Source organism: Pandoraea nosoerga, from assembly GCF_902459585.1.
GTDB classification, from domain to species: Bacteria; Pseudomonadota; Gammaproteobacteria; order Burkholderiales; family Burkholderiaceae; genus Pandoraea; species Pandoraea nosoerga.
Genome location: NZ_CABPSC010000007.1, coordinates 216,394 through 229,370 on the forward strand (window position 1 = coordinate 216,394; position 12,977 = coordinate 229,370).

The window sequence follows — 12,977 nt, forward strand, 5'->3', positions numbered from 1 at the left end:
ATCAATGCCCCTGCCGCTGGCTTCGGCGCGTGGTTTCCCGCGTGAACAGCAGGGAGACGACTGTGACGGAACCGAGGAACATCATCAGCAGCGCAATTGGCCAGGCGGCGTGGTAATGAGACAGCAGGGCGGTCGCGATCAGCGGCGACAGGCCGCCGGCAAACACCGATGCGACCTCGTGCCCGAGCGCCATGCCCGAATAGCGGACTTCGGTGCTGAACAATTCGCCCATCAAGCTGGGTTGGGTGCCGATCATCGCGCCGTGGCATACCGCGTTGCCAATCATGAACGCGAGCCAGATCAGCGCGGGGGTATGGGTGTCGAGCAGCCAGAAAAAGGGGAATGCCATCAGTACGAAGCCCAGCGCGCCGGTCATATACACCGGCTTTCGGCCCCAGCGGTCGGACAGTCGGCCCCACAAGGGAATCGTGAACAGTTCGGCGATCATCGATACGATCAGGCCGCCGAGCATGATCTCGTTGGGCACGCCGATGAATTTCCCGTAGACCAGCGCGAACGCAACGACAATGTACGAGCCGCCGTTCTCGGCCACGCGCAGTCCCATGGCCATCAGAATTTCCCTGGGGTGTTTGCGAATGACGTCGAGCAGCGGCGCACGCACGGTCTTGCCGGCCGCTTCCGCCTTCGAAAACTCCGTGCTTTCCGGCAGGCGCGACCGGATGTACACACCCACGCCGAAGATGACGATGGAGAGCACGAACGGGATGCGCCAGCCCCAGGCCATGAATGCGTCCTTCGGCAGCATTTGCACGGCGTAGAAAACGGCGGCGGAGAGCACGAAGCCGCCGCCCACGCCGATCTGGCTCCACGACGCGTAGTAGCCGCGTTTGTCCGCAGGCGCGGACTCGCTGATCATCAACACGCCGCCTCCCCACTCACCGCCGGCCGCAATGCCTTGCAGAATGCGCAGCACGATGAGCATCACCGGCGACCAGAAGCCCGCCTGCGCGTAGGTGGGCAGCAGGCCGATCAGGAACGTGGCTCCTCCCATGATGGAAAGCGTCCAGACCAGCGCGCCCTTGCGCCCGAACTTGTCGCCGATGTGGCCGAAGAGCACGCCGCCCAGCGGCCGGGCGGCAAAGCCGATGGCAAAGCCGGCGAATGCTGCCAGGGTGCCGAGAAGCGGGTCGGTCCCCTTTGGAAAGAACAGATCGCCGAAGACCAGCGCCGCGGCGGTGCTGTACAGAAAGAAGTCGTACCACTCCAGTGCATTGCCGATCACCGAAGCGAACACAATGCGCCGAAGCGATCGGTCGTCCATGTTGGCCACCGTCCCGCCTGATTCCGGGCCGCTATACGTTTGCGTGCTTGCCATCTGAAGCTCCTCCTGGTGCACCTGTCGATGCACGCGTATGGGGACGTGCGCGCCGTATCGTTGGCCGATGTGAGTGCACGGCGCCGTCGGGGTGGGAAATCCGGGCGATCACGAGCGTCTGAGGCGGTATCCCGATGAGTCGAGATCCCACGTCGACGCGCTCACGCCGCGTTCGCGCAGCTTGAATTTCTGAATCTTTCCGTTCTCGGTTTTCGGCAGGTCCGGCACGATGTCGAGGAAGCGGGGCACCGCGAAGTAGGGCAGTCTCGGTTCGCAGTAGCGAATCAGCTCGAGAGGATCGATGGTGTGGCCGGCGCACGGCACGACCGCTGCCATCACCTCGTCCTCCGCGAGCGCCGACTGCACGGCAAAGACGGCCGCGGTTTCGACACTCGGATGACTGAGCAGGACCTGTTCGACTTCGAAGGAGGAGACGTTTTCGCCGCGGCGTCGGATGGCGTCCTTGAGCCGATCGACAAAGCGGAAATAGCCGTCCTCGCTTCGTATGACGCGATCGCCGGTGTGGAACCAAAGATTGCGCCACGCTTCGACGGTCTTGTCGGGCATGCCGTGATAGCCGCTGGCAAAGGCAAACGGCTCGTTGGCGCGCAGGATCAGTTCCCCGGGTTCGCCGTCGGGCACGGGCATGTCGTTTTCATCGACGACACGCGCCTCGAAACCTGCGGCGAGGCGGCCCATGAAGCCCGCGCGCTGCGCGCTCACGTCGCCGCCGATCACACTGTTGGTCTCGGTGGAACCGAATCCGTCGATCAGCGCAATGCCGCAGCGCTGCGTGAACTCCCGATGGAAGTTCGCGGGCACGCCGGGAGCGAGCGCCACGCGCACGTTGTGTTGTCGCTCGTTGGCGCACGCCGGGCGACCGAGCAGGATCGGCACCATCGCCCCGAGCACGTAAGTGACCGTAGCGCCGGTGTCGACCAGCGAGTCGAAGAATCCGCTCGCGGAGAAGCGGCGGTCGACGACCTGCATGGCGTCGAGAATCAGGGCCTGGAAGAACGTATTGAGCGCGTTGGTGTGAAACAGCGGCAAACAGGTGTAGAGAACGTCGCCCTTGACGATGCCGAGATCGCCGCCGGTATTCCGGCCCCACCAGTAGAACTGAGCGTGCGGGCATACGACGCCCTTCGAGACGCCGGACGTGCCCGACGTGTAAAGAATCGCGAACGGATCGCCGTCGGTCAGCGCGGCCGCCGGGATCGCGTCCCCCAGGGGCGGCACCGGCCTCGTGGGCCAGGCCGGGGCGAGCGCGCCCGGCATTGGATCGTCGATGAGCCAGATCTCCTCCAAGCGCAAGTCATCGACATCGAGCGCGTTGACCGAATCGGCCAACGAGGCCTCGGCGATGAGAAGTCGCGCGCCGCTGTTGCGCAGGATGTGCGCGAGCTGAAACCCGCGTGAGGCCGTGTTGATGGGGACGGCCACGGCACCGAGCCACGCGCAGCCGAGCACCATTTCGATGAATTCCACGCGGTTTCCGCACAGCAGCGCAACGTGGTCTCCGCGCCCGATGCCGCGCGCCGCGAGCGTGCCGGCGCGGCGCGCGGCAATGGAGATGGCGTCTGCGCCGGTCAATGTCGTCTTGCGGTCGGAGAACAGCGGCGCGCCGGGATTTCTCGCAGCGCGCGCACACAGAAGTGCCGGCAGTGTATGTCTCGCGCCTTGCGCTTGCGTCGCGGCGTTGGCCTGCGCGACGATCGTTTCAATACATCCCATGTCTCGATACCCCTTCGATGAATGTGAAGGAGTCTAGAAATGGGTAACATATCCGTCAAATGCATCGTAAATATCATTACCATAAGTGCCATGGATATCAATGACGTCGACCTGAACCTGCTTCGGGTGTTTCACGCGGTCTTCGAAGAGCGCAACATTACGCGCGCAGGAGAGCGCATTGGTCTGTCGCAACCCGCGACGAGCTATGCGTTGTCGCGCCTGCGTGCGCTCTTTGACGACCCGTTGTTCGTGCGCGCGAGCGACGGCATGTTGCCGACGCCGACCGCGGAGCGGCTGGCGCTGCCTTTGGGCCGCGCGATGGTGTCCATTCAGGAGGTGCTCAACCACGACAAGGTGTTTGACGCGCGCACGAGCACGCGAAAGTTCAGGCTTTCGATGAGCGACATCGGCGTTCAGGTGTTCCTGCCGCGATTGTGCGAAGCGCTCCAGCACGCTGCGCCGAACGTGCGTCTGTCGGTCGAGCAGGTGGACGCCAGTGTGGTGGAAGAGCGGCTCCGGCTCGGTCAGCTCGACTTTGCGATCGGCAATCTGCCTACGCTAAAGGGCATGACGAACCACATCGTGATGTTTCGCGAGACGTATGCATGCATGACGCGCAAGCGCCCCGGCCTGCCCGCCCGGGTGCTCTCCCGGGAGCAGTTTCTTGCCATGTCGCACATCGCGGTGACGTCCACGGATTCGAGCCATCTCGTGATCGAGGAGACGCTGAGCGGCGGCGGGCTGCAGCGGCGCCTGGCCATTAGCGTGCCGCATTTCACGATCGTGCCGGAAATCCTGGAGCGGACCGATTGGGTGGCCACGCTGCCCAGGGGAGTGGCGCAGATTCTGAACGCGTCCGGGAAGTTTGCGATTTACCCGTTGCCGATTGAGGCGCCCGAGGCCGAGTCCACGATTCATTGGCATCAGGCGTTCGACGCGGACGAAGGCATACGATGGTTTCGTCAGTTCGTAGCGTCCGTGGTGGAAGCCTTGAGTCGCGGCAACTGGAAGACGGGGAGCACGGCGCGTGCGCCGCGACCGCGATCGAAGACCCAACGCGCGTGAGCCCGTCCATCACGTCTCGTCACTGCCGGGCGAGTACCGGCGCCGCGCGGGGGTCAGTCCCGCGGCTGACTGAAGTGCTCGCGGTATTGCTGCGGTGAGACGCCGAAGCGGCGCTGGAACACCTTGCGCATGTTGTGGGCGTCGCCGAAGCCGCATTGCCACGCGATCGTCTTGAGGGGGGCGCTGCCGTTTTCCAGCATGACGCGCGCGGCGTCGACGCGCGCGGCGCTCACGAACTCGGCCGGCGTCACGCCGGCGTCGCGCGCGAATACCCGCGAGAAGTTGCGCACGCTCATCTTCGCGACGGCCGCCAGGTCGCCGACCGACAGCGGCTCGGCGAGATGCTCCAGCACGTACTGCTGGACCTGCGCCACCGGGGAATTCGGCTCGGCGTAGGGCGTGAGGTATGGACTGAACTGCGACTGGCCGCCGGCGCGCTGGGTGAAGACGACCAGACGCTTGGCCACGTTGAGCGCCACTTGCGGGCCGTGGTCCTGCGCGAGCAGATGCAGCGACAGATCGATCCCCGCCGTAACGCCCGCCGACGTGTACAGATTGCCGTCCTGCACGAACAGACGATCGGCCTCGATACGGGCCGCAGGGGCGCGTTCGGCAAGCACGTCGACATCGTTCCAGTGCGTCGTCACACGTTTGCCGTCGAGCAGCCCGGCGGCCGCGAGCACGAGCGCGCCATTGCAGATCGAGCCGTAGCGGCGGGCGCGCGGCACGGCGTTGCGCAACCATCGGGCGACGTTCGGGCCGAGATCGTCCGTCAGCAACGACGGGCCGCCCGCGACCAGCAGCAAGTCGAGATGGCCGCCCACATCCTGATAGTGACGGCGCGGCAGCAGCGTCATCCCATTCGAGCATGCGATGGCGCCGTGCACGCTGCCGACGACTTCCGTCTGATAGTGATCGCCGGGCAACAGGAAGCGATTCGCCTCCGCGAAGACATCGAGCGGGCCGCTCACGTCGAGCGATTGCACGCCGGGGAAAACCAGCAGGGCGACGTTCCGGATCATGGCTTGAAAGCGCTGGCAGACATGGGCCGCATTTTGGCAGAAAGCGGCGCGCGCGCACGGGCGCGGTCGCCCGCTGGCGCGAAGATGCCGCCGTTTGGCGCAATCGGGCCGCCTGCCTTGCGCCACCGGCCGGGACGGCGCTTCGACAATCGGTGACATCGGCGGCGCCATGAGGACCTTCGAATGCGTCGCCGCGATGCCCCCGAACGCCATCCCGAACAGGAGCCCCCATGTCCAATCACGCAAACCGCTCCGCCGGCGCCGCCATTGCCGGCCCCACCGAGGACAATCATGCCGCTCATGACGCCCCTCACGCCCGTCACGTCCATCACGCCCATCCCGCCCATCCCGCTCATCCCGCCACTTCGCGTGCGACCGGTGCGCCCGCCACGGCGGCGGGCGCTTCCTCCCGGGCGCCGTCCACGGCCAGCGTCCGCTACCCCGATGCGGCCTCGCTCGCGGAGCGGGTCGGCCCGGCATTTTCCGTCGACGGCATGCTGCTCGCGCGCAACAAGACCCGCGAAGCCATTCGCAACATTGCCGCGCAGGTGCGACCGGGCATGTGCGAGGAAGACGCCGTGGCGATGGCCAGGCGCACCCTTGCGGCGGCCGGCCTCGAATTGAGCTGGCACCCCACGCGCGTTCGCTTTGGCAGGAACACGCTCAAGCCGATGCGCCAGCCGTCCGAGCCGGGCGTGGTGCTCGCCGAGAACGATCTGTTCTTCATCGACATTGCGCCGCGCTTCGACGCGTGGGAGGGTGACGGCGGCGCGAGCTTCGTCGTGGGCGAGCACGCCGGATACGCGCGTTGCGCGCGCGACGCCGAAGCGTTGTTCCACGACGTGCGCGCCAAGTGGCTGCGCGACGGCGCGTCGGGTCAGGCGCTCTACGCGTATGCCGACGAGGTCGCGCAACGCATGGGCTGGACGCTGAACTTCGAGCTGCCCGGTCATCGCGTATCGGACTTCCCGCATGCCGCGATTCACACCGGCACGCTGGCCGACTTCGAGGCGACGCCGTCGGCCATGCGCTGGATTCTGGAAATTCATTTGCTTGATCCGCAGCGGCGCTTCGGCGCGTTCTTCGAGGACATGCTGCTCGACGACACGTATTACTGAGGCGCCGGCGGCGATGGCGACACGACGGGACGCCGTTCTTTGGGTGTCGTTTGCTATACTGCGAACGATTCTCATTTGCAAAGCGGGTGTCCAGCCTTCCGGCCACACCCGGCCGGGGACAGGAGGGGCGCATGCCCGCCGACGACACGCTGCACGGACTCTACAACGACCATCATGGCTGGCTTCATGGCTGGCTGCATCGCAAGACCGGCTGCTCGCACCGCGCGGCCGATCTTGTCCACGACACGTTCGTGCGCCTGCTCGAGCGCGATCCGCCTCGGCTGCTGGCCTCGCCGCGCGCCTTCCTCACCACCGTCGCCCAACGCGTGCTGTACAACCACTGGCGGCGCGAAGCGATCGAGCGCGCCTATCTCGAGGCACTGGCGCGCGAGCCCGAGGGTTGCGAGCCGTCGCCCGAGGCGCGCGCCGTCGTGCTCGAGACGCTGGTCGAGATCGATCGCTGTCTCGACGGTCTGCCGCCACTTGTCAAACGGGCGTTCCTTCTCGCGCAGCTCGACGGACTCACGCATGCCGAGATTGCCGCGCGACTCGGCATTTCGCTGGCTACCGTGAAGCGCCATCTCGTGCGGGCCGCAACGCAGTGCTTCTTTGCGATGGGCGCACGATGACGCAACGAGCAACGGCCGTTGGCGGTTTCGACGCCGACGTGGCGCGGCAAGCCGCCGAGTGGTGGATCACGCTGCATGGCGGCGATGCCACGGACGCCCTGCGCGCGGCTTGCGCGCGGTGGCGCGAGGCGCATCCGGAGCACGAGCGGGCATGGCGCCACATCGAAGGTGCGGATCTGCGCATGCGGCAGGTCTCGGACACGCTGGGCGCCACCGCGGTGCGCTCGGCGCACTCGGTACTTTGGGCGCCGCGCTCGCGCGGGCGCCGTCATGCGCTCAAGGCCATGGTCGGCGCGGCGTTCGTGGGCGGCGGGGCGTGGCTCGCGAGCGATACGTCGATCGTGCAAGGCTTGCGGGCGGACGCGCATACCGGGGCGGGCGAGCGCGGCACATGGCGTCTGGCCGACGGCACGACGTTGGTACTCAATACCCGCAGCGCCGTGCGATGGTCGATGGACGGCGGCGTGCGGCGCATCACGCTCGTCGACGGCGAAATCATGGTGACGACGGGCAAGGACGCGAGGCATGCCCTGCCGCGCGCGCTGGTGGTCGCCACCGCGCAGGGCACGCTCATGCCGATGGGCACGCGCTTTGCCGTGCGTCAGCAGGCGGGCGGCGTCACGCAGGTGCAGGTGTTCGACGGCGCAGTGCGCGTCACGCCCGCGGCAGCGGGGCCCGGCGAGATCCCGCGCACCGTGCGGGCCGGCGAGCAGACGCGCTTCACGGCGCAGCGGGCGAGCGCCGTCGCGCCGCTTGCCGACGGCGATGGCGCCTGGGCCGATGGCATGTTCGTCGCCGCCGACATGCGGCTCGATGCGTTTCTTGCCGAGCTCGCGCGCTACCGGCGCGGCTATGTGCGGTGCGATCCGGCAGTCGCGGCGCTGCGCGTGTCCGGGACGTATCCGCTGGCGGACACGGACGCCATCCTCGCCATGCTGCCGCACGCGCTGCCCGTTCGCGTTTCGTCGCTCACTCGCTATTGGGTGACGGTCGGGCCGCGAGGCTGACCCGGCGGGCGTTGCGTCTTTTTTGCCGGAAAGGTGAGCTGTTTTGGCGTGCTCGCGTGACAGGGCAAGTGAAACCCCTCTTTCATCGCCCGCTCGAGATCGCTCACCATGGCTGTCGTACTCCCCGACGTTTGTCCCGTTCCCGTTCGCCCCGCCGGTTCGCGTGGCCGCCACCAGGCCGAGGCGCCGCCGCCGGGGCTTCGCCGTCGCGCCATGTACGCGGCGGTGGGCGTTGCGTTCGCCGCGGCGTTGCCCGGTGCGAACGCGATCGCGCAGACGCCGGGCTCTGCCGGGCCGGCAATGCCCGCAACGGCGGCGGCAGGCGCCGCTGCGCGCGCTTACGACATTCCGGCAGGCGCGCTCGACGCCGTGCTCGCGCGTTTCGGTCGCGAGGCCGGCATTCTGCTGACGTACACGCCGTCGTTGACGTCAGGCAAACGCAGCCCCGGCGTCCAGGGGCGCCTCGACGTGCCGGCCGCCTTCGGCCGGGCGCTCGCGGGCACCGGGCTCGTCGCGTCGCCGCAAGGCGCGGGCTACACGCTCGTGCCGCAGCCGCAACCGCAACCGGAGCGGGAGCCGGAGCCGGTGGCCGGGGGCGCGATCGGCAGCGCGGCGGCAGGCGACATCGCGCTGCCGATGACGCAAGCGCAGGCGCAGCCCTGGGCCGACGGCTATCGGATGCCGGCGCAAGCCAATGTCTCACGCTCCGACGCGCCGGTGCTTGACATCCCGCAAGCGATCAACGTGGTGCCGCAACAGGTGCTCACCGACCAACGCGCGCGCACGCTGGACGACGCGTTGATCAATGTGAGCGGCATCGTGCAGGGCAACACGCTCGCGGGTACGCAGGACACGTTGCTCAAGCGGGGTTTCGGAGGCAACCGCGACGGCTCGATCATGCACAACGGCATGCCGCTCGTGCAGGGGCGCGGGCTGAACGCCAACGCGGACGCCGTCGAAGTGCTCAAGGGGCCGACGTCGCTGCTCTACGGGATCATGGACCCCGGCGGGGTCGTCAACGTGGTGAGCAAACGCCCCATGCTCGAGCGGTATACGGCGCTCAGCGTGGCGGGCACGACGTATGGGCACGGCAAGAACGGGGCGCAGGAAACACTCGACACCACCGGGCCCGTCGGCGAGACCGGGCTGGCGTACCGGCTCGTCGTCGACCAGAACAATCAACAGTACTGGCGCAACTTCGGCTCGCAGCGCGAGACGCTCGTCGCGCCCGCGCTCGCCTATTACGGCCGCGACACGCAGGTCGTGCTCTCCTACGAGTATCGCAACTTCCTCACGCCGTTCGATCGCGGCACCGTCATCGATCCGACGACGAACAAGCCGCTCGCCGTCCCGGCGCGAGAGCGTCTTGACGACGTGCACAACGAAATGGCGGGGCAGTCGCATCTGGCGCAGCTCACCGTGGATCATCAATTCGATGCGGCCTGGAAAGCGCATCTCGGCTACAGCTACAACAACGAGACATACGACGCGACGCAGTTGCGCGTGAACGGCATCAACACGAAGACCGGCATCATTTCGCGCAGCAACGACGGCACGCGCGGCTCGGACAGCACCGACAGCTACGGTATTGCCTATCTCGACGGGAAAGTGCAAATGGCCGGCATGCGGCACGACGTGCAGTTCGGCGGCGACTGGGAGTATCGGCGGATCTATCGGCGCGACCTGATTCGTCAGGCGTCGAAGTGCACGTTCTTCTATCTGAACCCGGTGTACGGCTGTGAGGTGATCCCGAGCACCGTATCGGCGAGCGACAGCGATCAGACCGATACGCTGCACGACGCGTCGCTGTTCTTTCAGGACGCCGTTCATGTGACGGATCGGTGGATCGTCGTGGGAGGCGTGCGGTGGCTGACCTACAGCCAGATCGCGGGCAAGGGCCGACCGTTTCAGGCCAACACGAATCTGTCGGATGCGAAGTGGCTGCCGCGCGCCGGTGTCGTCTACAAGGCGACCGAGCACGTGTCGCTGTACGGCAGCTATTCGGAGTCGCTCAAGCCGACGTCCACCATCGCGCCGTTGGCCAGCGCAGTGGTGATCGACTCGAACGTCGCACCGGAGCACGCGAAGTCCTACGAACTCGGCGCAAAGCTTGACATGCCCGAAGGGCTGAGCGGCACGCTGGCCCTGTTCAACATCGACAAGCGCAACGTGCTCGTCTCCCAATTCAACGACGCGACCAAGCTGATCGACTGGCGGACCTCCGGGGCGGCGCGTTCGCGGGGCGTCGAGCTCGATGTGTCGGGGCGTATCGGGCAGCGGTGGAATGTGATCGCCAGCTACGCGTTCATCGACGCGAAGACCACCGACGATCCGCTCTACGCCGGTAACACGCTGGCGAACGTGGCGCGCCATACGGCCTCGCTCGCGGGCGTCTACGACTGGGGGCCCGTGCTGGGCGGGGGCTTCGGTGGCGGCCACCTGCGGCTCGGGGCGGTCGGGCGCTATGTCGGCGCGCGTCCGGGGGATTCGGCCAACAGCTTCACGCTGCCGGCGTACTTCGTCGCCGACGTGTTCGCCACCTACGATACGAAGATCGGGCGCCGACCGGTGCACTTGCAGTTCAACGTCAAGAACGTGTTCAACAAGACGTATTACCCGTCGAGCGCCAGCCAGTACTTCGTGGCTGTGGGCGACGCGCGTTCGGCCACGCTCCTGGCGACGTTCGAATTCTGACGGGCGCGCACGGGAGCTCGTGCATGTGTGCTCAGAGCAGGTCGTCGCTCGGCAGCAGGGTGAAGGCGCCCGCCACCGAATTGCGCCAGAACGACGCGTAGGGCTCGACGTCGAACGTGCGCGGCTGCCCGTTCTCCTCGCCCACCCAGCGCAACGCCGGCATGGTCGGCGGGATGGGCGTGGGCGGCGTTGCGTCCGGCGGCGCGAGCACCACCCGGAAACTGGTGCGCGGCGATGTGGCCCGATCGAAGATGCGCGCCATGCGGTCGGCGAAGTCGGGACTGTGGATGACGATCGCCAGTTCCGTGTTCAGACGCACCGAGCGCGGGTCGAGGTTGAATGAGCCCAGAACGACGTCGCGCCGGTCGATCACGTAGGCCTTGCCGTGAAGGCTCGCACGCGAGGAGCCGCCGAATTGCACGCGCCGCGGGGAGGGGGCATCGGTGTCGCTGCGAATCGGTTTGAATTCGTAGAGCTCGATGCCGGCCCTGAGCAGCGCGGGGCGGTAGCGCGCGTAGCCGGCGTGGACCGGTACGACGTCCGTCGCCGCCAGCGAGTTCGTCAGTACGCGCACTTTGACGCCGCGTTGGGCCAGCTTCGACAGGAATCGGACGCCGCCGTCCATCGGCACGAAGTACGGGGAGATGATCAGGAACTCGCTTTGCGCGTTCGCCGCGAGCTGGCGCAGCTTTTCACCGGGCGCGCTTTGCGTCTGGCCGGCGGGGGCGTCGAGTTTGTCCGGCGTGTCGGCCGCGAGCTCGGCCGGCGCCCAGAAGAGCGGCACCTTGCCGGTGCGCAGCCCGTCGGCCAGCGGCGGCTGATGCAGCGCCTCGCGACCGGCGGGCAGGGCGTCGGCGTCGCGCCAGTGCTGTGCGAGCGCGTCGCGCGTGGCGGCGAGCGTCTCGTCGTCGATCTTCGACTGGACCTGCTTGAGCGAGTAGGCCTGGGGGCTCGTCCAGAAATGATCGAAGCTGCGCGAGACGGCATCGACCACCGGTCCGGCGCACAGCAGATCGAAGTCGCGAAAGGAGAGATCCGGGTTGGCGTCGAAGTATTCGTCTCCCAGATTCCGGCCGCCAATGATTGCCACCTGGTTGTCGGCCACAAGCGCCTTGTTGTGCATGCGGCGGTTGAGCTGGTCGAAGCGGGTGAGCAGGTTGCCGGCTCGCTCGAGCAACGTGGTGTCTCGCGTGCCGAAGGGGTTGAACACGCGGATCTCGATGTTGCGGTGCTGGTCGAGCACGGCGAACGCGGGGTCCGTGTGGCGGCGGTTGATGTCGTCGACCAGCATGCGAATGCGCACGCCTCGATCCGCGGCATCGAGCAGGGCCTGGAGCAGCAGGCGGCCGGTGAGGTCCTCGCCGGCGCTGTAGTACTGGACGTCGAGGCTGTGCTGCGCCGCCTGTACGAGAGCGATGCGCGTGGTGAATGCCGCGGAGCCGGTGGCCAGCAGTTGAAAGCCGGACTGCTTGTCGTGCGCACGGATCGCGGGCGCGAGGGCGCTCGCCAGCGCGCCCGGGGTGTTGGCGGGCGTGTGGGACGTCCACTGCGACGGTTCCGCCGGCGGCCGCACCGATGTGCAGGCCGCAACGGCAAACGCGAGGGCGGCGATGCCGATCCATCGGTGAAACCCGGACCGATGGGCGTGGTGCGAGCTGGGGTCAGCGGGGGTGGTGGGGGTGGTGGGGGCGGACCGTGATGGCGCGTCGGCGCTGGCCGAAGGCGGAGCGGGCGGGCGTGAGCGAGGCGAAATGTACGTTGAAGGGACCATCCCGGACGCCCTATATATAGAGAGGAGTTGCTGAGAAGAAGACGCCATCAGACGCCATCGCGTCCGCCTGACCTTTCCATATGGGCAAGCTTTTGGGAAGCATATGCGATTTCGTTGGTTGCGTCGCCGGGGGATGCGCGGATACAGTGAACCCGTCTCCTCCATGTGTCCTGTCCCGTGGAACTCGGCCCGCCCTTGAGGCGGGCTTTTTTTGCCTGCTTTCGCGTCTTTTCAAATTATTTTCACAAAGGGCTTGCACGGCTTCGGGGTTTTCACTAATATCTCGTCTCTCGCAACGACGGCGACGCGGCGCAAGCAGCGAAGCGACGGGGCGGGAGGGGGCCGAGAGGCCCCGGTGGTTGGCGGTTTTGAGCGGGCGAGTCGCTACGGCGGCGAGCGGGAGGTGCGAAAAAACTGTTGACGACGACGAGAAGCTGCGACATAATCTCACTTCTCTGCTGCTGATGCAGCGACGCGAAAAACGAAGCAACGGCGCGGCAAGTTGGCGACGAAGCGAAGTCAGGCGCGATTGATCTTTAAAAATTGAACAACCGATAAGTGTGGGCACTCGATGAATGGTGCGTCTGCTTCGGCAGATAAG

The 12,977-nt window shown here is 66.8% G+C and carries 9 protein-coding genes; 5 read left to right on the top strand and 4 right to left on the bottom strand.

Going from position 1 to position 12,977, the window contains the following annotated elements:
* Position 1 precedes the first annotated feature (1 nt).
* Together PNO31109_RS11425 and PNO31109_RS11430 are read right to left on the bottom strand one after the other, a co-directional pair.
* Positions 2-1,336: an MFS transporter gene (locus PNO31109_RS11425; protein WP_150555635.1), complete on the bottom strand. Its 1,335-nt coding sequence runs from the start codon at positions 1,334-1,336 to the stop codon at positions 2-4.
* A 108-nt stretch (positions 1,337-1,444) separates the two neighbouring features.
* Entirely contained in the window at positions 1,445-3,070 is a 1,626-nt protein-coding gene (locus tag PNO31109_RS11430; protein WP_150555636.1) for an ATP-dependent acyl-CoA ligase, read from the bottom strand.
* A gap of 90 nt (positions 3,071-3,160) precedes the next feature.
* Here PNO31109_RS11430 and PNO31109_RS11435 point away from each other — a divergent pair, with 90 nt between their 5' ends.
* Positions 3,161-4,135 carry a LysR family transcriptional regulator gene (locus tag PNO31109_RS11435; RefSeq protein ID WP_150555637.1) on the top strand — a complete coding sequence of 325 codons (975 nt, stop codon included), beginning with the start codon at positions 3,161-3,163 and terminating at the stop codon, positions 4,133-4,135.
* Between the two features lie 53 nt (positions 4,136-4,188).
* Here the strand turns inward: PNO31109_RS11435 and PNO31109_RS11440 are convergent, their stop codons facing one another.
* A complete protein-coding gene (locus PNO31109_RS11440; RefSeq protein ID WP_150555638.1) occupies positions 4,189-5,157 on the bottom strand; it encodes a GlxA family transcriptional regulator in 969 nt (322 codons plus the stop codon).
* 494 nt (positions 5,158-5,651) lie between these two features.
* Between PNO31109_RS11440 and PNO31109_RS11445 the strand changes: the two genes are divergently transcribed.
* The 4 genes from PNO31109_RS11445 (at position 5,652) to PNO31109_RS11460 (ending at position 10,605) form a co-directional block, all read left to right on the top strand.
* On the top strand, positions 5,652-6,275 hold the full coding sequence (locus tag PNO31109_RS11445) for a M24 family metallopeptidase (RefSeq protein WP_150555655.1): 624 nt from the start codon (positions 5,652-5,654) through the stop codon (positions 6,273-6,275).
* A gap of 131 nt (positions 6,276-6,406) precedes the next feature.
* Entirely contained in the window at positions 6,407-6,904 is a 498-nt protein-coding gene (locus PNO31109_RS11450) for a sigma-70 family RNA polymerase sigma factor (RefSeq protein ID WP_150555639.1), read from the top strand.
* Positions 6,901-7,911, top strand: coding sequence for a FecR domain-containing protein (locus tag PNO31109_RS11455; protein WP_150555640.1), 1,011 nt, complete (start codon positions 6,901-6,903; stop codon positions 7,909-7,911). The genes PNO31109_RS11450 and PNO31109_RS11455 overlap by 4 nt, the downstream gene beginning before the upstream one ends.
* A 108-nt stretch (positions 7,912-8,019) precedes the next feature.
* On the top strand, positions 8,020-10,605 hold the full coding sequence (locus PNO31109_RS11460) for a TonB-dependent siderophore receptor (RefSeq protein ID WP_174966362.1): 2,586 nt from the start codon (positions 8,020-8,022) through the stop codon (positions 10,603-10,605).
* A 31-nt stretch (positions 10,606-10,636) separates the two neighbouring features.
* Here PNO31109_RS11460 and PNO31109_RS11465 read toward each other — a convergent pair whose 3' ends face one another.
* Positions 10,637-12,178, bottom strand: a complete 1,542-nt coding sequence (locus PNO31109_RS11465) for a phospholipase D family protein (RefSeq protein WP_244958161.1) — start codon at positions 12,176-12,178, stop codon at positions 10,637-10,639.
* Positions 12,179-12,977 lie beyond the last annotated feature (799 nt).